The organism is Chitinophaga ginsengisoli, assembly GCF_003014595.1.
GTDB classification, from domain to species: domain Bacteria; phylum Bacteroidota; class Bacteroidia; order Chitinophagales; family Chitinophagaceae; genus Chitinophaga; species Chitinophaga ginsengisoli.
The window spans coordinates 25,176-45,929 of record NZ_PYGK01000019.1 but is presented as its reverse complement, the minus strand read 5'-3'; the positions used below and the strand labels follow the sequence as shown (position 1 = coordinate 45,929).

General features: G+C 45.1%; 16 protein-coding genes. 7 read left to right on the top strand and 9 right to left on the bottom strand.

The genetic code is table 11. From position 1 onward, the window contains the following. Positions 1 to 124 precede the first annotated feature (124 nt). Complete coding sequence (locus CLV42_RS29750; RefSeq protein WP_106605588.1) at positions 125 to 1,675, top strand: sulfatase-like hydrolase/transferase; 1,551 nt, start codon at positions 125 to 127, stop codon at positions 1,673 to 1,675. A gap of 95 nt (positions 1,676 to 1,770) precedes the next feature. Here CLV42_RS29750 and CLV42_RS29745 read toward each other — a convergent pair whose 3' ends face one another. The 4 genes from CLV42_RS29745 to CLV42_RS29730 form a co-directional block, all read right to left on the bottom strand. Beyond that, complete coding sequence (locus tag CLV42_RS29745) at positions 1,771 to 2,325, bottom strand: cysteine hydrolase family protein (RefSeq protein WP_106605587.1); 555 nt, start codon at positions 2,323 to 2,325, stop codon at positions 1,771 to 1,773. A 117-nt stretch (positions 2,326 to 2,442) separates the two neighbouring features. Next, positions 2,443 to 3,360 carry a helix-turn-helix domain-containing protein gene (locus CLV42_RS29740; RefSeq protein WP_106605586.1) on the bottom strand — a complete coding sequence of 306 codons (918 nt, stop codon included), beginning with the start codon at positions 3,358 to 3,360 and terminating at the stop codon, positions 2,443 to 2,445. Positions 3,361 to 3,437: 77 nt separating this feature from the next. Further along, positions 3,438 to 4,277: an SDR family oxidoreductase gene (locus CLV42_RS29735; protein ID WP_106605585.1), complete on the bottom strand. Its 840-nt coding sequence runs from the start codon at positions 4,275 to 4,277 to the stop codon at positions 3,438 to 3,440. A gap of 99 nt (positions 4,278 to 4,376) precedes the next feature. After that, positions 4,377 to 5,801: an aminotransferase-like domain-containing protein gene (locus CLV42_RS29730; RefSeq protein ID WP_106605584.1), complete on the bottom strand. Its 1,425-nt coding sequence runs from the start codon at positions 5,799 to 5,801 to the stop codon at positions 4,377 to 4,379. A gap of 93 nt (positions 5,802 to 5,894) precedes the next feature. Here CLV42_RS29730 and CLV42_RS29725 point away from each other — a divergent pair, with 93 nt between their 5' ends. From CLV42_RS29725 to CLV42_RS29695, 6 genes are all read left to right on the top strand, one after another. Further along, complete coding sequence (locus CLV42_RS29725; protein ID WP_106605583.1) at positions 5,895 to 6,338, top strand: GNAT family N-acetyltransferase; 444 nt, start codon at positions 5,895 to 5,897, stop codon at positions 6,336 to 6,338. An 818-nt stretch (positions 6,339 to 7,156) separates the two neighbouring features. Next, the gene (locus tag CLV42_RS29715) at positions 7,157 to 7,735 is read left to right on the top strand and encodes an RNA polymerase sigma-70 factor (RefSeq protein WP_106605581.1); all 579 of its coding nucleotides are present in this window, start codon (positions 7,157 to 7,159) and stop codon (positions 7,733 to 7,735) included. Positions 7,736 to 7,787: 52 nt separating this feature from the next. Then, the gene (locus CLV42_RS29710; protein WP_106605580.1) at positions 7,788 to 8,906 is read left to right on the top strand and encodes a FecR family protein; all 1,119 of its coding nucleotides are present in this window, start codon (positions 7,788 to 7,790) and stop codon (positions 8,904 to 8,906) included. A gap of 315 nt (positions 8,907 to 9,221) precedes the next feature. Then, positions 9,222 to 12,482 carry a SusC/RagA family TonB-linked outer membrane protein gene (locus CLV42_RS29705; RefSeq protein WP_170117707.1) on the top strand — a complete coding sequence of 1,087 codons (3,261 nt, stop codon included), beginning with the start codon at positions 9,222 to 9,224 and terminating at the stop codon, positions 12,480 to 12,482. Between the two features lie 20 nt (positions 12,483 to 12,502). Next, positions 12,503 to 13,906 carry a RagB/SusD family nutrient uptake outer membrane protein gene (locus CLV42_RS29700; RefSeq protein WP_170117706.1) on the top strand — a complete coding sequence of 468 codons (1,404 nt, stop codon included), beginning with the start codon at positions 12,503 to 12,505 and terminating at the stop codon, positions 13,904 to 13,906. 2 nt (positions 13,907 to 13,908) lie between these two features. Next, complete coding sequence (locus CLV42_RS29695; RefSeq protein ID WP_170117705.1) at positions 13,909 to 15,018, top strand: TlpA disulfide reductase family protein; 1,110 nt, start codon at positions 13,909 to 13,911, stop codon at positions 15,016 to 15,018. Between the two features lie 196 nt (positions 15,019 to 15,214). On the opposite strand, the gene CLV42_RS29690 is transcribed toward CLV42_RS29695, so the two are convergent. From CLV42_RS29690 to CLV42_RS29670, 5 genes are all read right to left on the bottom strand, one after another. Beyond that, complete coding sequence (locus CLV42_RS29690) at positions 15,215 to 15,388, bottom strand: hypothetical protein (protein WP_211303553.1); 174 nt, start codon at positions 15,386 to 15,388, stop codon at positions 15,215 to 15,217. Positions 15,389 to 15,512: 124 nt separating this feature from the next. Beyond that, a complete protein-coding gene (locus CLV42_RS29685) occupies positions 15,513 to 15,950 on the bottom strand; it encodes a nuclear transport factor 2 family protein (RefSeq protein ID WP_106605575.1) in 438 nt (145 codons plus the stop codon). A gap of 76 nt (positions 15,951 to 16,026) precedes the next feature. Beyond that, positions 16,027 to 17,070 carry an NADP-dependent oxidoreductase gene (locus CLV42_RS29680; RefSeq protein WP_106605681.1) on the bottom strand — a complete coding sequence of 348 codons (1,044 nt, stop codon included), beginning with the start codon at positions 17,068 to 17,070 and terminating at the stop codon, positions 16,027 to 16,029. A 232-nt stretch (positions 17,071 to 17,302) separates the two neighbouring features. Beyond that, positions 17,303 to 18,208 carry a helix-turn-helix domain-containing protein gene (locus CLV42_RS29675; protein WP_106605574.1) on the bottom strand — a complete coding sequence of 302 codons (906 nt, stop codon included), beginning with the start codon at positions 18,206 to 18,208 and terminating at the stop codon, positions 17,303 to 17,305. Between the two features lie 276 nt (positions 18,209 to 18,484). After that, complete coding sequence (locus CLV42_RS29670; protein WP_106605573.1) at positions 18,485 to 20,731, bottom strand: toxin-antitoxin system YwqK family antitoxin; 2,247 nt, start codon at positions 20,729 to 20,731, stop codon at positions 18,485 to 18,487. Between the last annotated feature and the right edge of the window lie 23 nt (positions 20,732 to 20,754).

Below are 20,754 nucleotides of genomic sequence, written 5' to 3'. Positions count from 1 at the left end.
AAACTATTTAGTTAGTAAGGGATGACCGTACATTTACTGCAGTTGAAATTGATCTCGCCACAGCGAACTGTGCTCCAAAACAGTTGATCTCAATCCCAATTTCCTAATAAAAACACCATACACCATGGACTTCAAACAAAAGTTAGCACAACTTGGCGAACAGCCAGACATCATTCTGATCATCACCGATGAACAGCGTGCAACACAACATTTTCCCCCGGGATGGGAGGAGAAAAATCTTCCGACACTGACCTTTCTGAAGAAGAACGGGTTCAGTTTTGACAGGGCCTTCTGCAACACCTGTATGTGTTCTCCCAGCCGGGCTACCCTATTTACAGGAATTTACCCCGCCAAGCACCATGTTTCCCAGACGCTGACCATAGGAGGTCCTCTGTCACCTGCGGAACCAACTCTTAGTACATCTTTACCAAACATCATGAATGTACTCTGGAATGAAGGCTATGATGTGCAGTACCGTGGTAAATGGCATATGAGTAAAGGTGTGGCCGGTAATGGCGCTGTGACCAATTATGATAACCTAACGCCTGCAGATATTGCGCTATTCGGCGCCATGGGCTGGGTAGCACCGGATGCGGGGGAAGATGTGAACCCTTTAAATTTTGGCGGCGGGTATGCCAATCATGATGCCCGCTATGTGGCAGAAGCGATCAAATATCTGCAGGGGGTAAAAGCACAGAGAGCGGCAGGCTACCACAAGCCTTATTGCCTGATCGTATCGTTGGTGAACCCACACGATGTATTGGCTTATCCCAATACCGCCGGCACCTCAGGATATCATGCTGATTCCTGGTCCGGAAGAGAGATCGGCCTGCCTGATACCGTGAATGAGCATCTACTGGCTAATAAAAAACCAATGGCCCAGGAACAGATCTTAATAGGAATGGCTGGTTTACTGGGACCTTTAGCTACAACAGAACAAAAGCTGAATTACATCAATTTTTATGGTTATCTGTTAAGCTGGGTCGACAAAGAGATCGGTTACCTGATCAAAGAATTGTATGCCAAAGATGGCAATGGTAAAAGCCTGGCAGATAGTGCCATCGTTACCTTTACTTCAGACCATGGAGAAATGGGGCTTGCACACGGCGGACTACGTCAGAAGACCTTTGTAGCTTATGAAGAAGCTATACGGATTCCCCTGGTGATTTCCAATCCTGTTTTATTCTCAGGCCATCCTGTTCAACAATCAATGGCCCTGGCAACATTGGCAGATCTCCTGCCGACGTTTATTGAGATGGCCAAGGTGTCAAATCCTCCTACCGGACTTGCAGGCACCAGTCTGTTGCCAATCATGGAAGATGGTACGCCTGTACAGGATAGTATCTTATTTACCTTCGATGATACAAAGGCAGGTTCTAACAGTCAATGGTCTGTGGTAAATGCAGCGAATCGTATCCGGTGTATTCGCACAGAGAAATGGAAGTATAGTTATTATTTTGATGCGGCGGGTGCTTATTACAACCAGTATGAACTGTATGATCTGGTCAATGATCCTTCTGAATATACCAACCTGGCGTATGATCCCGCATACAGGGAAATCAGGGAGGACCTGGAAAGACAACTACATAAGCTGGAAATAGCCAAACTGAGAGTGAGGGCGCCGCAGGAAACTGAACAGGTGCAGGAACCCCGGCTGGATAGTGTTTCAGCGTAATCATTTCTGAGAAATAATCTAAGCGCTTTCAGGTCGTCGGATCTGAAAGCGCTGTTCATTGAAGGCGATCCTGTTATCCGGTTATTTATCATCCCCTAAAAGATCCTTTCAAGATAAACATTGCTGTTAATGATGGTAGCTCCTTTGGATTCCAGTTCATGGATCATCTCCTGTTTTCTGAACTGAACATCATCTCCCGTGCCAATACAGTCTTCAATAAGATAAACGTCATATCCGTGTTCCAGTGCATCGAGGGCCGTTTTTTTAACACAGTATTCAGCCAGGAATCCACACAGGAACAGCACCCTGGTGCCTGTATCCTTCAGGAAATTAATAAAGCTTTCGGAAGAGAATCCACTGTGTTCAGTTTTTGTGATACATGTGAAGGATTCATCTACATTCAGATCACTGTCTATCTGATGGCCGAAAGTATCGGGTAAACAAATTGTCAATCCGGGTTCAAACTGGTCCTCTCTGTAGTCGGAACGAAGAATGATAATATTCTTTTTTTCCTGTAAGGATAATATTCTATTAATGCTGCTTTTAGCATTGTGTATCTGACTTATTTCCTTATGTCTGCTGGCATAAAGACCCTCTAAGCAGGTAAAGTCATTTTGCGGGTCTATTATTACGATTTTCCTTCCGTTCATGTTTGGTGTTATTTTTAAGTACAAGGTAATGGGGTAGTTTTCCGTGGTGTAGGGTTCAAAGATCGGATTTTTTGCGGTAAGCGATGGTAAAAGGCTGAGTGGGGCAATTCCTGCTTCTTATCTTTTTCTGTAATCAGAAGGACGGGTATTCGTCATCTTTTTGAAGAAATGATTAAAATGGGAAACATCTTTATACCCCAGGCTATAGGCAATTTCGGCAATTGACCAGTTGGAGTGATTGAGTAATATCATGGATTCTTTGAGAAAGCGTTCGTAGATCTGGTCCCGGCTGGTTTTGCCGGTGATCTCTTTGGTAACGCGGTTTAAATAATTGACATGTACATGTAGCTGATCGGCGAAATCGCCCGCAGTCCGAAGTAATTGGGTATCATTATGCGGGTCAACCGGAAACTGGTTTTCGAGCATCTCACTAAATACATTCACAAGCCGCTCTTTAGCGGAAATTGAATGCGCCTGCTCGGCAGACGGCGTCAGAGTATTGGCATAATGTAGTAATTCATTGATGGTATTTCTGATGAGGTCAAACCTGTATGGGTAGTCAGATTTAGCTAAATCCTGAATTTTATTAAACAGGTCCCGCGTACGCATTTCTTTTTCAGCATCGAGCGCATAAATCGTTTTGATCCCGTTTTTAAATAGGGGGAACTGTGTAATAGGACTCTTGAAGAAATCGTTGTAGAAATAGTCTGTGAATATAAAGTATCCTGCACTGTACTCTTCTTCAATAGTTTCAATTGTATAGGAAACAGCCGGGCTGAAGATAGAAAGGGAAGCCCCTTTCATACGGATGCTTTCATCGCCGTAATGAACAATGTAATCGCCCCGCAGATAGGTGACTTTGAAGAAGTCACGTTTCCGGTAGGGAATGGCATCCTGATGCAAACACGCTTCAGATGTGAAAAAGCAAAACTGGTGGCTGGAAGCGGTCATGATCCCCTTGCTGTTCAGTTTCTTTATCTTAAAGTCATGGTAATCCTCTACGGTATTGATTAATGGGTATGTTTTAGTGTCCATGTCAATCAATTATACTAAAGACAATAGCAGTGCCGGCTGCTGCTATGTGTCTCAAAATACGAATTTTAATACTGTTGTTACATTGACAGCGTGGTTGAACCGTTTAGGAGCTCAGGAATAAAGCGTTGCCGCATATAATCCACATATTCCTGGTCGTTCTCGCTTTGCCTTTTCTGGAAATACAGCTGCGTGTCTTCTCCCGCCTTATATCGCAAGCGGTCATTTTCGTCTGTGGCAGCGGTGTAAATCACAGCTGCAATTTGTTCAGCAGTGGAGGTCATGGTATCATTTTTTGCCCAGTTGGCGAAGCCGATCTTTACAAATTCCGAGTATTCAGTTATTGTGTCTTGTGTAACCTGAGCCGATTCTACAAATCTTGTTGCAGTGGAGCCGGGTTCTACAATTTTAGCATGGATATTAAAGGGAAGTAACTCATAAGCTAAAGATTCTGTAAATCCCTCCAGTGCAAATTTTGTAGCATGGTAAAGCGAGCATGCCGGGAAAGTAACACGTCCACCCATAGAAGTGATGTTGATCACTGTTCCGCTTTTCTGGTTGCGGAAGTGTGGCAGTACGGCTTTCAGTACACGCATAGGGCCGAATAGATTGGTGTCAAACATGTTCTGTGTCTGGTGCTCTGCAGTCATTTCAAATGTTCCAAAAACTGCGTAGCCTGCATTATTGACCAGCACATCGATTTGTCCGAACCTGTCAAGCCCCTGTTCGACAGTGTTCAGAATCGTCGCGTTGTCCAGTACATCAAGTCTGGTGACCAGCACATTGTCAAGTTGATGCAGTTCAGTTTCTTTTTCCGGACTGCGCATAGTGGCAATCACGTTCCATCCTTCCCGTTGAAATGTAAGCACAGCGGCCCTGCCAATGCCGGATGAGGTACCTGTAATTAATACTGTTTTCATTTGTTGCCCGTTGTTTGTTTCAGCAAATGTAGATCAGGGGCAGGACGATAAATTGTCTGCTTCAAATCATTCATTGTTCAAAACAAACCTGGCTTCATTTTAAAATTGGATGGTCTGTGACTTCACCAACCTGCCAAGTAGTTTTAATTTACGCTCCACTTCTTCCGATAATAGTAAACCTAAGGAAAGACGCATACAGTTTTTGAATTGGTCTTGAAGGGTAAACATTCTCCCAGGAGCAATACTTATTTTATGTTTCATCGCTTCCTCGAATAATTCCGCTGTATTCACTTTCTTATTGAATTCAACCCATAATGCAAGTCCTCCCTGTGGCCTGCTGATTTTAGTATCTTCCGGAAAATACTCAGTGATGGCATTTATATAGTGGGTATAATTTTGTTGTAGCGTTAAACGCATCTTGCGGAGATGGTTATCATAGCGGCCGTTCTTCAGAAAATTTGCTATTGCTTCCTGCGTAATAGTGGAGGAAGAGATGGCGTGCGCGTGTTTTAGTTTAAGGACTTGTTCCTGGTATTTGCCAGGTGCCACCCATCCGACACGGTAGCCAGGCGCCAGGGTTTTAGAAAAGGAACTGCACAATAAGACATTCCCTTCCTGGTCAAATGTTTTGCAGCATTTAGGCCGTTGAGCACCGAAATATAAGTCGCCATATATATCGTCTTCGATCAGGGGAATATGGTGCTTTGCCAGGAGCGCTACTATTTCTTTTTTATTTTCTTCCGGCATACAACTACCCAAAGGTGTATTGAAGTTGGGCACCAGCAGACAGAGATTGATTTTATGAACCACCTTTTTCAGGGCATCTATTTCGACGCCTGTGATGGGGTGCGTCGGTAATTCGAGCACTTTTAAACCTAAACTTCTGGCCAGTTGTAAGCTGCCGGGGTAGCAGGGGCTTTCCATAGCAATAGTATCGCCACGCTTTCCTAAAGCCATCATGCAAAATGATAAAGCATTCATGCCACCTGCAGTAGTTATCAGATCACTTTCCCGGAGATGTCCTCCCCATGATATAGCACGGGCCGCAATCATTCTGCGCAGCTCTTCATTGCCCTGTAATTGCTCATATTCTGTACCACTGGCTGGAAGCTGCCGGATGGCATGGAGTATTTCCTTATTCAGTTTTGCCAGTGGTAACAACTCTTTGGAAGGGACGCCTATTGAGAAAAAAGTGAGACCTTTTTTCCCCCTCGTTGAGTAAACTCTCCTGATCAACTCGTCCGGCTCACTATTGCTACTGACTGGCGAAGGATTGCTGATAGCGGGAATGGGCAGCCTTTGGTAAGGCAACTGGCTTACATAATATCCTGACTGGGGTTTTGATTCAATGAGCGATTGCGATGCTAACTCAAGAAATACTCTTTTAGCGGTATTCATACTAATACCATGCTCCTGACATAGCATTCTTACCGAGGGGAGGCGATCTCCCGCGTGTAAGACTTTATCCCTGATCAAGCGCGCAATGTTGTTCGAGATCTCTATGTAGAGGAAATCATCTTTCATAGTACAAAAATAACTGTGTCCATCGAAATATACAAAACTGGGACTGTGCTTGTTGACGTTCCAGCTGTAGTTTTGCTTTATAAAACGATAAACATGCAGGACGTAGTTATTAAAACAGGCAAGGAGAATATGGATGTTGAAATGATACACCGGTTTCTAAGCCAGGATTCGTATTGGGCAAAGGGCATCTCTTATGCGTTGGTGGATAATTCTCTTGGTAATTCCTTTTGTACAGGCGCCTTTTTAGATGGGAGACAAATCGGATTCGGGCGTGTAATCACTGACTATTATACATTCGCCTGGTTCGCTGATTTTCTGGTGCTTCCTGAATATCGGGGCAGGGGAGTAGCGAAGCAAATACTTTCCCATATACTTGCGCAGCCCTGGTCGAAGCGTTTAAGGAGAATAATGCTGAACACAAGTAGTGCGCATGGATTGTACCGGCAGTTTGAATTTAAGGACCTCAAAAATCCATCATACATTCAGGAAATATACAGGCCTGGTATCCATTTGCAATTGTTACAGGAAGAAGAATAAGGGTTTCGTTAAAGCTGAAGCGTTACCATAAACTGTAAAGTTTTTCTTGCTGTATATTCGCCGGAGATATAGTAGAGGTAGTGTCGAGGTAGCCTCATCCTCCCTTAATCTTCCATTCCGGAACGGAAGATTAAGGGAAGATGAGGCTACCTCGACACTACCTCTACCGAACAAACACCCTGATTTCGGTGTGCCTGAGATGTGTTATTTCTCCGCTTTGATACCGCTTTGATACCGCTAATCCTCCCTTGATCCTACGTTCATGAACGTAAGATCAAGGGAGGATTAGCGGTATCAAAGCGATATCTGCACCGGATCGTTCACGGGAAAAAAGCCCGATAGGTCTTTACCTGGTGTTTAAATTAAAATTTTTCTAAGTAGTTAAAATCCATATAGTTGTAAGGTTTTTAGCAGGTCAAAAATGCGTATTTTCCGCATGTATTTTCTTCTTAGTTTTGTGATGTGATCAGCAAGGTGAGTGAGGTAAGCATTCACTTGTTTGTCCGGGATCTTTTGAAAAATCCGCGCTATCAGCGCGTCAAAATAAATGATGTGTTTCGTTACTGAGGCAGGCATTCAGCGGCTCTTGTGCTACTAAACAGAATTACCAAACAGGATTGTTGCAGGACAGACGTTTATTCGTAGCAGATAGTTGAGCAAATTTAAACCGCAGTATGACGTATGTGAGTGGAGGAAGAGAAGGCTGACCAGGTCATCCCATTTGCACATTGTCAGGACAACCAGACAAATTTCGAACCCAGGGGCACAAAAAGCGAAGCTTCCGGAATAATTTCCCGCTTTTTTTTATTTTTGATGAAATGGGGTTCTTAATACATGTCGATGATAGGGAGCTGGTTGTCATGCTGCAGGCAGGCGACGCTGAGGCGTTTACCGAACTTTACAACAGGTATAAAAACCCCCTGATCATCCATAGTTATAAGAAAATAGGTGATTTTGAGGATGCTAAGGAAATCGTGCAGGAGGTATTTTCTACCCTATGGAGCCAACGTGAGCAGCTTCCGTCCATTCAGCAGGTATCCGGGTATTTATATACCATGGTCCGTAATAAGGTATTGAATTATATAGAGCATAAGCAGGTAGAAGCCCGGTATGCGCTTAATTTTCAAAGATTTATCGACGAAGGACACAATAGCTCCGACATTCAGGTCCGGGAAAAGGAGCTACAGCAGATGATTGACAGGGAGATTGCTGCCCTTCCTCCCAAAATGCGGGAAGTATTCATACTAAGCCGGAAAGAACATCTTACCCATAAAGAGATCGCCGAGCGACTCAATATCTCTGAGTTTACCGTGAAGAACCATATCAAAGGCGCATTAAAGATCCTGCGTTTGAAGATCGGGCTATGTGCCCTGATCGCCCTGCATTATTTTTTCTAAAAAATTTTCATCTCCACTAGCCCTTCCCCCTTTTCTGACTGTCATACTATATATGAGAGTGTCATTTAAAGCGCTGCTACATAAATATAATACCGGAGAATGCACACCGGAGGAGAAGGCGATCATTGAATCATGGTACCATCAGCTGGAATTACCAGGTCTGGAGGAACTTACGGATGAACAGTTGGTTGAAATAGAACAGCTTAGACCTTCTTTACCGGTGAAACAACGGACACGCTGGCCCTGGATATCTGTGGCGGCGGCTGTAGCTGTGCTGGTGACAGCTGGAGGATATTTCCTATACCATTCCATGAATACCCAGAAGCATCAACCAATAGCGTTGATGCAGGACGATGCCCTCCCCGGATCTAATAAGGCAGTACTTACACTGGCCAATGGCCAGCGCATTATGCTCGAGGACGCCCAAAAAGGTGCGCTGGCGCAGCAGGGTAGTATCGTTATTGAAAAAAAGGCGGATGGAGAGCTGAATTACATCAGTGGTGCGGAGCTGCATGAAGATGATGCCCCTTTGATCAATACCGTCAGTACGCCCCGGGGAGGACAGCATCACCTGGTACTGGCAGATGGCACACAGGTGTGGTTGAATGCCGCCTCTTCCATTACCTATCCGGTGACTTTCAATAGCCAGGAACGGAAAGTGGAAATTACCGGGGAAGGCTATTTTGAAGTGGCACAACGTGACGGTCAACCATTCAGGGTTGTTAGCAAGGGACAAAAGATCGATGTGTTAGGAACTCATTTTAACGTAAATGCTTATCCGGATGAGCCGGTGACTAAAACTACATTATTACAGGGAGCTGTCAGGGTAACAGCCGATGGCGGCGAAAGTGCCGTATTAAAACCGGGGCAACAGGCAGTTTTGGACAATCTGCAACAGATAAAGGTACGTTTCATAGACCCTGAGGTAGCTATTGACTGGAAAGAGGGGGATTTTGTATTTAAGAATGAGACCCTGCCGGATATTATGCGCAAAGTGTCGAGGTGGTATGATGTGGATGTGGATGATGGACATTATAACCATAGTAAGCTGACTTTCAGCGGGGAAGTATCCCGGTCAAGGAATCTGTCGGTGGTGCTTAAAATGCTGGAAGCTACGGCAGGGGTAAAATTTACAGTGAAGAATAATCATATTACCATAGCTGACCAATAAAAGATCAACAATTATTTATCAACCAACCATTAAATATTATGAACGTAAGTCAATAGTCACCTATACCTACGAGAAACGCTGAGCAATAACAAACAACCGGAAGTGGTGGAACACTTCCGGTTTAGGATTTGTGCTTAGCGACTGCTACCGGTGTGGCCGGTCTCAGACTAAACATTATTCATTAAACATTATTCGCATTGCATGCACCGCTTTGGGGGCAAGGCTGCTTTGCGAATTAACTCAACCAAAATTATGAATTTTTGTCCTGAAAAATCAGGCAGGTGGAGAACCTGCGCACTAATGTTCTTGCGCATTATGAAATTGATCGTACTTATTCTTACTACAATCGGTCTTGTACAGGCAAGCGCCAGCAGCTATGCACAGCGGGTCACGCTCAATATGGAGAAGACACCGCTATCACAGGTGTTTAAGGAGATCAGGAAACAGACCGGGTATGACTTCTTTTATACCGATGATATGCTGAATGCCAGCAAACCGGTGACAATTCATGTGAAAGATCTTGATCTCCCAGCAGTACTGGGGAAATGCCTGGTCAATCAGCCGCTTGGTTATAGTATTGAGAATAATATCATTCTGATCCATGTGAAATCTATCACCAGGGAACCGGCGCCTCCCAGGATGGTGACAGGCACGGTGATGGATGAGCACAATAATTACCTTCCGGGGGTAACGGTAAAGGTGAAGGGAGACCTCCAGCGGGTGGCCCAGACAAACGAAAAAGGGAGTTTTACCATCGTCGTTCCTGACGAGAAAACCATCCTGCAGTTTTCTTCTGTGGGCTTTGTGAGCAGGGAGCTGGCTGTAAATGGCGCTACCGGGCCACTAAAGGTTGTTTTGCGGGTGGATGTGGGCGATCTGGACCAGGTGCAGGTCATCGCCTATGGCTCGACCACTAAACGGTTTAATACAGGGGATGTAACGACCATTACAGCAAAAGATATCGCGAAGAATCCTGTCAACAATGTGTTGGAAGCATTACAGGGAAAGGTACCCGGTTTATTCATTCAGCAGGTGACCGGCCAGCCTGGAGGCGCTTTTTCACTCCGCCTGCGGAATGCGGCCAACTTTAGCTCAAACGCGCCTCCTCCATTGGTAGTAGTAGATGGGGTGACTTATCCGGGGGCCAAGCTACCTATGGAAACAAATGCCAATTTTGGCACCGGTAACTTTTTACAGGGAGGTAATGGACTTAATTTCTTAAACCCCAACGATATTGAAAGCATTAGTGTGCTGAAAGATGCAGATGCCACTTCTCTATATGGTGCGGAAGGAGCTTATGGTGTGGTCCTCATCACAACAAAAAAAGCAAAGGCAGGACCAGCTACGCTGAATGTGAACGTGTATGATGGTGTGTCTATGTTAGGTCAGCATGTGAAGCCGATGAATACCGCACAATACCTCATGCTTCGCCGGGAGGCATTGAAGAATGATGGCTCCGCTATAGGGGACGGAGATCTGGATCTGAATGGGACTTATCCACTGGACAGAGATAATAATTATCAAAAACAGATGCTGGGTAATATGGCGCAAACAGCCAATCTAAACCTTACTTATGGAGGTGGCACACAGACCAGCAGTTATATGGTAAGCGGCAGTCTCCGGAAGACAGGCAACATCCAGTTACATAAAGGCTCCATGGTGGATGGTTCCATGCACTTTTCCATCAATACGAATACGAAGGATAATATGTTCAGTTATGCGGTATCCGGCACTTATCTTTCGAATGTGAGTACTATGGTGCCGATAGATTTTTCATCTGTAGCTGTATTCACGCCGCCTAATGCGCCCGCACCTTTCCTGCCTGATGGCAGTGTGAACTGGGAAAGTCCGATCAATACACGCATAGCAGATATAAACCGTACTTATCGTAATGTGACCAACAACTTACTTGGCAACATGAACCTCGTTTACCGGCCGTTGAAGCATGTGGCATTACGTGTGAACCTGGGTTACAGCAATATCAACGGTCAGCAGTTAATGGGTTTTCCTACCACTGCCATGCCTCCAAACAAGGTGGATGCCGCTGCCAATACATACAGCAGCTTTCACCATTTTCAAACACGTAATGTGACCATTGAGCCTTATGCAGAGTATAATAATAGCTTCTGGCAGAAAGGGGAGTTCAGCTTTAAGGTGGGCGGAAAGCTGGATAACAATCTTAGTACTGTCGATGAGATCTCTGGCATGGGTTTTCCCTCTGATGCTTTGCTCAGCAATCCTTCTGTGGCTACAAAAGTATCAACCGTCTACAGTCATACACCTTACCGGGATATTGGTATGTATGCCATCATGAAATACATCTGGGACCAGAAATATATCATTAATCTCAATGGAAGAAGGGATGGTTCTACCCGTTTTGGCCCCGGTAAAAAGTTTGGCACTTTCGGTTCTGTAGCTGCTGCCTGGATTTTCAGCGAAGAGTCCTTTATCAAATACAACCTGCCATTCCTGAGTTATGGAAAGCTTCGTGCCAGTACAGGTATTATTGGTGGAGATGCTGTGGGTGACTTTGCCTATCTGAGTAAGTATGTGGCTGGCTCAGGTACCTATGCGGGAAAGACGACCCTTAGTCCGGGTAGTCTGGCAAACCCGGAGCTCAGCTGGGAACATAACAGGAATACTGAAGTAGGGTTGGAACTGGGTTTCTTTAAAGACAGAGTACATGTGGAAGGGAACTATTACCGGAATATTGCTTCAAACCAATTGATCAGCGTACCCTTGTCTACAGTGACCGGTTTTGGTGGTTTTCCTGTGAATACGGATGCCGTGATCCGCACCAGTGGGTGGGAGATGAGCGTGAGCACCAATAACATCAGGAAAAAGAACTTTAACTGGACCACACGATTTAATATATCCGTTCCTACCAGTAAGCTGGTGAAGCTGCCTACTTACCGGAATCTGGGAATGAACTATGTATTAGATAAGCCGGTTACTGGTATTATGTTATTCAACTATGCCGGTGTAAACCCGGAAACAGGATATTTCAGTTACATCAATGCAAAAGGAGAGAAGGGCGATTATCAGGCGATGGAATTAACTGACGCTGATAAAACCCAGTTTGTTGATCTGGCGCCTAAATATTATGGAGGGATCGGAAATACGATTACCTACAAACAGCTGTCGCTGGATTTCTTTTTCACTTTTACCAAGCGGACGGGGTTGAATGGATTGGCGCAGAACGGATTTCCAGTGGGTTTCAATGGTTTGAACGGCCCTACTTACTGGCTGAACCGCTGGCAAAAACCAGGGGATGTTACAGACATTCCACGTATGAGCGCCGATATAATGAACCTGATCAACTTCAACCAATTATATACGACCAGCACCGGCGCTTATAGTAATGCCACTTATGCCAGGTTACAGAACGTAAGCATCCGGTATAATTTCACCGGCGCGCTGGTTTCAAAATTACATGCGAAGGACTTCTCGGTGTATGCGCAGGCACAAAACCTGTTCACCATTTCCAATTTGGGTGGTCTTGATCCGGAGAATCTGAGCCTGTCGGTGATACCACCGATGAGGGTGATCACCGCGGGTTTAAATGTATCCTTCTAAACTAATTAACTGAGATGAAAATGAAAATCAGCATTATAAAATTATTGGCTTTATTCCTGCTGTTCACCAGCTGCAAAAAATACCTGGATAATGGTCAGTTGCCAGCGGGTACGATTGGCGGTTCAGACGCGTATGTCTCTGACAATTCTATATCGGCAATTGTCACGGGCTCTCTTGCGGCATTAAACGACGCCGGACCGGATGCCTTTCCGCAGCTTACCGGTCTGTATTCAGATGAATTAGTACCTATGCCTAATACCTCAGCAAACAATACGATCAAGATGTGTTATGCTGATGCTATTTCACCTGCAACAGTGAATTACTGGTCATCTACCTATAGCAAGATCTATGCTTTAAACCTGGCGATAGAAGGGATCAATGCCACAAAAGCCCGCTTGTATTTTAAAAACCAGTGGTTGGGTGAATGCTATTTCTTACGGGCATTCAACTATTATTATCTGACTAATTTGTATGGAGATGTAGCGTTGGCCTTAACTTCTGATTTTAATGTAACCAATAAGCTGTCGCGTGCACCACAAAGCGACGTGTACCAGCAGATCATTAGTGATCTGAAGATGGCGACGTCCATGTTGTCAGCTACTTACAGGGATGGTTATGGGTCGGTAACTGCTGACAGGGCCCGTCCAAACCTTCGCGCAGCACAGGCCCTGCTGGCAAAGATGTACCTGGCTACGGGCGAGTGGCAGCATGCGGCAGATATGGCAGACTCTGTGATCGCTGACAATAATACTTACAAGCTGGTAGGGCTGGCTGATGTATTCTTAAAGAACAGTCAGGAGACTATCTGGTCAATGGCCATTGTAGATGACAGGGTGACCAATGAATTTGTGATCTATAACAACTCTATGCCGGCTACAGTGGAAACAGATCCTGTAAGTACTTACCTGGTACAAATACAGTTAACGAAGGACCTGTTGAACAGCTTTGAGCCTAATGACGGACGGTACACGAACTGGGTGAGGTCTACAACATATACGGGTATAACACCGGCTGCCACTTATTATTTTCCTAATAAGTATAAATCAGTGGGTAATGGTGTAGAGCGGTCTATGGTCCTGCGACTGGCTGATATTTACCTGGTAAGGGCAAGTGCGAGAGTGGCGTTGAAAAATCTGAGCGGTGCACAGGAAGATATTGATGTAATCAGGAGTCGCGCGGGATTGTCAAATACCACTGCTTCAACGGAGACAGATCTGCTGGCGGCTATTGCACAGGAGCGCCGGGTGGAGCTGTTCACTGAAATGGGCAACCGCTTTTTTGACCTGAGACGTACAGGTAAGCTGGATGCTGCCATGCTTGCTGCAAAAGGAAGCAGCATATGGGCGGCTCACAAACAATTCTGGCCGATACCACCATCGGAAATCACTTATAACCCTAACCTTACTCAAACGTTTGGATACTAATGATGAGAAAAATTATAATCGCGGGCCTGGGAATTTTATTTGCAGGTCATACAGTTGCACAGCGCCAGTATACGATACAAGGTCAGTTCAGTAAGATGCAGACGCAGGGAAAGGCATATCTGATCTATTCATGGGGCTGGACGAATCAACAGACATTGGATTCTGCCGTGTTGTCGGGCGGAAAATTCACTTTCAAAGGAGTGGTCACAGATCCGGAGAAGGTAAGTATTGCGATCGGGGATAGCCAGGATGCAATCACTTTTTACCTGGAACCGGGAGTGATAAGTATTAAAGGGACGAACTCATTACAACACGCAGTAGTGAAGGGAGGGAAGATCAATGCGCAATATACCGCTTATTACAAGGAGGTGATGGCACCGGGTGATGTGCTTTCATCGAAGCTGGATGAAAGTTATAGGAAAGCTATTTCCACGCCGCCGGTTGATAGTGCGTTTATTCTTAGTTTGTATGATAAAGCAAAGCAGATAATGAGGCAGCAGGATACTTTGAAATATGCTTACATCGTGCACCATCCTGAATCCTATATAAGTCTTGAGACCTTGATAGAACTGGCAGGTGGGCTTCCTGTTACACAGGTCGGGTCTCTATTTAAACAATTGTCGCCCGAGGTCAGGAACACTGCTGCCGGGAAAAAACTGGGGAATGAATTGTTTGATACTGGTCCAACGTCGATCGGAGCTATCGCGCCTGATTTTACAGAGAATGATGTCAACGGGAAACCGGTGCGTTTATCTGATTTCAGGGGGAAATATGTGCTGCTGGATTTCTGGGCGTCCTGGTGTGGGCCGTGTCGGGCAGAAAATCCCACTGTTGTTAAAATGTATAATAAGTATAAAGACCGGAACTTTACCGTGCTGGGCGTATCATTAGATCAGGCAGATAAAAGGGAAGCCTGGCTGGCGGCGATACAGCATGACGGACTGACCTGGACGCATGTTTCGGATCTGAACTTTTGGAATAATACTGCTGCTAAACTGTATAATATACGGGCAATCCCTCAAAATTTCCTGATCGATCCTGCCGGAAAAATAGTTGGAAAGAACCTGCGTGGAGATGCGTTGGAAAGCGAATTGGCCAGGATCATTCAGTAGCTGTTACTAAGGAGGCTGTATCGTATTGATACAGCCTCTATGTTTCCGGTGTATGTTATTTTTCTACCTATACTTTTTGTCCAATGTTGAATAAACCACGAACTGACAGTGTTGAACTGGCATGTTTGCAAAGATGATTATTGTTAACAAAAATGCCTCACGACAGTGAGGCATTTTTAGTTTGGTATCTTAGATATTACGTTGTTTTTAACAGCTCAATAGGGAATGGATGTTCTGCTAATCTGCGTTTGGCCTGTTCTATTTTTTTAATAATATAAGGACTATTTCGCACAGCTTCTTCAGAAACAGTCAACCTCCCTACTACTGGTTTATCCCTTTTATCAAGGAAATTGGAAAATTTTGTAGACATATTTTCGCTTTTATCAAATTTACGTTTCATCTACAATTTAAGCTCTGTTCATTTCATTCATTTCCTTTGCAACATCGTCATACCGTTACTAATTTGCTCCAAGTCGCTTTTACATAATAGATTATTAATTAACTTCCCGCTTTTCCTGCCATTCAAAATTCCCTATTCTCTTAGCAATCAGCCAGCGGTTATTTTCACGGACGTAATCATCCTGATAAATAGCCCCAATGGTCGTCTTTATTTTTCTACCATTCTCGTTACCGATCAAAGTAATCTGACAATAAGATGTGCCATTAGCGTTATCACCATTTATAGAGACCGTTTGCTGTCCATTTAAATGGTAAACAGTTTCAAAGTCTTTAAGGAAATTTCCAAACGCTTCTGCCATTTCTTTCCGGCCTTTCAGTTTTAGAACTGACACGCCTCCGACGAAAGTTTCTGATATTGCATTCTCAGAAAATAAGAGCACTTCGGAGTGCACATCCTTCTTATCTGCAAGGATAGAAACGGCGTCGACCAGTTCCTTTAGGGACGCTCTATCAGCTAATTCTTTAATATCCATGTGAGTGTTTTTGTTGATAGTATCTGATGGGAAAGAACACGCTCCCCGGAGGAGCGTGCTCTTTAGATTTTTGTCCTCATGCTACTGTTAGTACGATCTTGCCCTGGATGTGCCCATGGGCAGCACGTTCGTGTGCCTTTTGAGCTTCAGCAAGGGGAAATGTACTGTCGATAGCGACACGAATCGTCCCGGCATCGAACAGGCGTCCCAATTCAGCCAATTGTTGACCGTTTGAACGCACCTGGGTCATTGACACGGTGATGCCCCGCTTTGCGGCTTCCTCAGCGTCAGAGAAGCCTAAGAACACAGGGAACAATGCACCTCCACGCTTGAGCGTGCGCAGGAAGCGACCGGTGGTAGGACCACCAAGGGTATCAACAACGAGGTCAATATCATGTGCAACATCCTCGGGAGGGGTCTTTTTGTAGTCAATGAACTCGTCAGCACCGAGCTCGCGCAGGAACGACTCATGTTTTCCTGATGCCACCGCTATGACATGCGCTCCTTTCCATTTTGCCAGTTGTACTGCGAAATGCCCTACACCACCTGCAGCACCATTGACAAGTACCGTCTTGCCCTCGAGTGGTACGGGACGATGCATTTCTGGTTGAAGTGGATTCTGTACATTATGCCCCAGCTCGATCAGGAACTGCCACGCAGTGAGCGCTGCCATCGGCGCGGCCGCGGCCTGTATGTGACTGATACCGGCTGGCTTGTGTGCGAAGTCCGACGCCGGCGCAGCTACGTATTCAGCGTACGCAGCGCTTTCTCCGAAACTGGGAAAACGAACCATACCGAAAACTTCATCGCCGGCAGAAAAGCCCTGTACATCCGGTGCAACAGCCTCGATGACTCCCGACACATCCGATCCTGGAATGATAGGGAAAGGCATCTGCGGCCTCCATTCAGGGGGAAGCATTTTATATCCTTCGCGCAGATACCAGTCAGGTGGATTGATGCCAACTGCATGAACACGAACCAGCACTTCACCCGCCTTCAGTTCAGGAAGTGGCGCGTCTTCATAGCGCAATACTTCTGGGCCTCCGAACTCGTGCAGCCGGATCGCCTTCATTACTGACGTATTTTCACTCTTATCTATTTTGTTTTCAAACTGTTTCATTTTATGGTGTTTTATCTTATAAATTTTTGAATCAGCGCTTTGACGAATAACAGCGGCATCTCCGGGCACAGGCATACAGTTCCATAAATGGCTGCTGTATTTAGTAGCCCTATAGAATAATTTTTATGTTGGATCTGTGATGGAAAAAGATGTCCTTATTTCGTTGTAATGACTACATCGAATTCATTTATCCGGGAGATAATGCTTTCTTAATTAAGTTATCGGAAGGCCGTCAGTTAAAAGACTTTCTAAAAACGGTTGGTGAAAGATTGGTGTGGCGCTTAAACAGTTTATTAAAAGACTGCGGATGCTCGAATCCCAGTTGATAAGCGATTTCGGCAACAGTCAGCCGGGTACTGCTTAAAATCATTTTAGCCCTTTCAATTAACCGGTCATGGATATGCTGCTGTGCACTTTGACCGGTCAATGTTTTGAGCATATCTGTCAGGTATCTGGGTGATACCTGAAGATGGCTGGCCACTTCGGGAACGGTTGGTATGCCTCCGGATTGATCTGCAAAACGACTTTCCAGGTAGCTATCCATCTGACTGATCAGGTCGTGGTGAATGGCTTTGCGGGTAAGGAATTGCCGGTTGTAAAAACGGTTACTATAGTTAAGCAACAATTCGATCTGAGATACCAGCACATCCTGGCTGAAGGCATCCGTATTATTATTCAGTTCGTCGGCAATGTTTTCAAGTAAGCCGGCGATTACTTTTTTTTCTTTATCCGACAGGAACAACGCTTCATTTACCGCATAAGTAAAGAAACCATACTGCTGAATATTCTTTGCCAGCGGGTAATTTCGGATCAGGTCGGCGTGAAAATACAGTGTGTATCCCTCCAGGCAGCTTTCCTCACTGGACATTGTTACCAGTTGACCCGGCGCTAAAAAGGCCATGCCACCCTCCTCAAAGTCATAATAGCCTTGTCCATATTTTATCTGGCCTCTGAATTCCTTCTTAAAAGAGATTTTATAAAAGTCGATCAGGAACTTACGTCCAACGAGATTACGGCCGCCCTTCTCCGTCTCGTAGTTTACTAATGCGACCAGCGGATGCAGCGGTCTAGACATATCCATGTCCCGCATCAGCTCAGAGATACTTTTATAAATAATGGGCGGATCTATTGCTTTCATAACTAAACTAAGTTAATATGAATCATTGGATGGAGAACGATTACTTTTACATCCACAATACAAAGGTCGGCAAAGGCGGTAAATAAAAGTTAGCCTATATTGTAAAAAGTGTAGCCTGGATTCCGGCTGACTGAAAAAAGGAACGTCGGGGCTGATTTGGAGTTGCACTAAAGGTTGAATAAAGCAACGCCCCGCTTTTTGCGAGGCGGCTGGAAATCGGAATATTATCTTGGGCTCAGTAGTTCAATTGGAATGGGATGTTGTTTTAAGCTGAGTTTAGCGCTCCCCCGCCAACTGTCTCAGCGCAAAAGCATCATGCGGCAAACCATAAGCATCAAACACTTCTTTCCTATTAATAAATCCCGGATCTTTTTTCACTTCCTCAGAGGCTAGCAACAGCGCTTTTTTTCTTATAGGAGTAATATCTTCCAGTGCAGATGGATCTTCGAATAGTACCTGGAATATGGCGTTGAAGAAGGTGACCTTTTTCAACGCATTCACTGTGGGCAGCGCTTCTATCACTGGTTCTATGTTCTTCTCCAGTGTATCGGGATGTGCTTTGCCCAATAGCGCAATAATATATCTCTGCACGTCACCATCATTTGTAAAGGGAATCATGCTTCCAAAATCGTAGTAGATAGGTTCATCATCCGCTAATACAAACAGCAACTCCGCCAGCCAGCTATCCTGTGCGGCCTCTCCGGTTGCAAGCACCAGGTGTGCTGCCATGGCAAACCGGAGAAATGCGTTTGTTTCAGTAATGAAAGCTGCTGAGAAAACGTTGACCAGTTGTTCGTTTTGCCCGCTGATTATGTAAATAGTGCCTAATGAAAATATAGCATATCCTCTTCTTTCCGCGGAATAGGAGGTGTTTTGCCATTCCTGCATTAGCAAGCTCTCCGTCGCTTCCTTTTGGCCGGCATGTATCAAAATGTATTGTGCTATCCGCGCTGTTTCCCAATCGGGGCCAGTAGCCCATTGTATGATGTGCGGTAATGCTTGCTCAAAAGAGGAGGTCAGTTCGGTGTATAATTGTTCATCCTCCCTGATCTGATACAACCTCAATACCCTAAATAAAAATCGTCCCAGGCGTAATTGTACTATCGGCAAATGGTTATAAAGCGGCAACATGCGTGCCATTATGCCAGCAATTTTGTAAGTGGACTCATACACGCTTCCCTGGTGCTCTATCTGCATCCAGATCTGACCGTTGCTCATGTCTGCAACATCTTCATCTTCCGACAGCATACCATTAACAGCAGTCGGCAGTCCTTCGTTGCCACCATAGGAGGTATCGATTGTCTCCCAGTTTATTTTCTCCAGTTCCGCTTGCAGAGGGGCAGGTACTTCCAGCGCCTGCAGTTTCTGTGTTGTAAGATAGTTTTTATAGGCCTTTTTGAACTGCGCTGTAACAGCTTCGCTATCAGTATCGGTGGATTTCACACTATAGTCAGCCCAGACAGGCATAAAGGTGTCCCACTTTTTCAGCTTGTAATCGCCTTCTGCCGCTATAGGTATCTCTTGTACTTGCTGACCATCGACGTCGTACAACCGCCATGTACCTGTACCGTCGTCATTGGCAATAAAGTCAATAAGTGTAGCGCCGTTTGGATAATAATATCTTGCACTTGCCGTAGGATTTTCTTTATCGCTGGTCAAGGTGCCTTCACTCACCAGTTGACCATTAAAATATCTTCGCTTGTGAAGTTTTGATATTTCTTCCTTACGGACTGAGAAAAGCTGCTTACCCGTTTCATCGAAATAAGTACTTTCTACGTCATTCTGGTTATTTCGATAAACGGTACGGTTTTTAACAACCGCAGGCTCGATTTCCCTATAATAAAAGCTTTGCACCAGGCTGTCCTTATCATATAGTCTCGAATTTGATAGTTTTCCATTGTCATATTTATACTCCTCGATTAATTCGCCGGAGGCACCGTGAAGCCTTTTTACAACAGGATCGCCATTCAGGTCCCATTCACCATATTCGCCGACACACTTCATGATACGGACGTTAAATGTCCCGCCTATCCAACTGGTAGCCGAGTATGGCATCCTTACAAAATGGGCGTTGGCAGGTACCGATGCCGGACGTTTGGACAGAGGAGTACCATCAATGTTAAGAGGGTTGTTATGCCTGTCAAAGAATCGCTGAGCATTGTAGATGTCTTCTTCCAAAAAATCAAATTCTGCGATCCATATATTGGCGACCTTGTCAGCCGGACCTCCTGTAAAGGGTTCTATTGTAGGATTGTCACTTTTTATGTGGCGCACCGTACCAATGAATTTATCATTGCCGTTCATGTCGGCTTCTTCTGACAGGGTACCATCGGGGTGAAAGCGTTGAAAGCGGAACGGTGGTGTGCCATCTCCGTAGGCGATAGCCATCCAGAGGTATTCCTGTCCGTACCATATTTTCCAATGGCCGATTCTTTGGCCGTCTCCATTTGTTGCCCCCAATGTCCATTGTGCACTTTGTTCATTATAAACTGCGTTTTCGGGGATGTGTGCAGGGCGTTGCATTTATTATAGGGTTTAGTTTATGG

Bases quoted from the DNA above. Each gene is read 5' to 3' on its own strand.
- CLV42_RS29680 (WP_106605681.1), bottom strand. From the start codon at position 17,070: ATGAAACAGTTTGAAAACAAAATAGATAAGAGTGAAAATACGTCAGTA.
- CLV42_RS29685 (WP_106605575.1), bottom strand. From the start codon at position 15,950: ATGGATATTAAAGAATTAGCTGATAGAGCGTCCCTAAAGGAACTGGTC.
- CLV42_RS29725 (WP_106605583.1), top strand. From the start codon at position 5,895: ATGCAGGACGTAGTTATTAAAACAGGCAAGGAGAATATGGATGTTGAA.
- CLV42_RS29700 (WP_170117706.1), top strand. From the start codon at position 12,503: ATGAAAATCAGCATTATAAAATTATTGGCTTTATTCCTGCTGTTCACC.
- CLV42_RS29745 (WP_106605587.1), bottom strand. From the start codon at position 2,325: ATGAACGGAAGGAAAATCGTAATAATAGACCCGCAAAATGACTTTACC.
- CLV42_RS29705 (WP_170117707.1), top strand. From the start codon at position 9,222: ATGAAATTGATCGTACTTATTCTTACTACAATCGGTCTTGTACAGGCA.
- CLV42_RS29695 (WP_170117705.1), top strand. From the start codon at position 13,909: ATGAGAAAAATTATAATCGCGGGCCTGGGAATTTTATTTGCAGGTCAT.
- CLV42_RS29750 (WP_106605588.1), top strand. From the start codon at position 125: ATGGACTTCAAACAAAAGTTAGCACAACTTGGCGAACAGCCAGACATC.
- CLV42_RS29710 (WP_106605580.1), top strand. From the start codon at position 7,788: ATGAGAGTGTCATTTAAAGCGCTGCTACATAAATATAATACCGGAGAA.
- CLV42_RS29740 (WP_106605586.1), bottom strand. From the start codon at position 3,360: ATGGACACTAAAACATACCCATTAATCAATACCGTAGAGGATTACCAT.
- CLV42_RS29675 (WP_106605574.1), bottom strand. From the start codon at position 18,208: ATGAAAGCAATAGATCCGCCCATTATTTATAAAAGTATCTCTGAGCTG.
- CLV42_RS29730 (WP_106605584.1), bottom strand. From the start codon at position 5,801: ATGAAAGATGATTTCCTCTACATAGAGATCTCGAACAACATTGCGCGC.
- CLV42_RS29715 (WP_106605581.1), top strand. From the start codon at position 7,157: ATGGGGTTCTTAATACATGTCGATGATAGGGAGCTGGTTGTCATGCTG.
- CLV42_RS29670 (WP_106605573.1), bottom strand. From the start codon at position 20,731: ATGCAACGCCCTGCACACATCCCCGAAAACGCAGTTTATAATGAACAA.
- CLV42_RS29690 (WP_211303553.1), bottom strand. From the start codon at position 15,388: ATGTCTACAAAATTTTCCAATTTCCTTGATAAAAGGGATAAACCAGTA.
- CLV42_RS29735 (WP_106605585.1), bottom strand. From the start codon at position 4,277: ATGAAAACAGTATTAATTACAGGTACCTCATCCGGCATTGGCAGGGCC.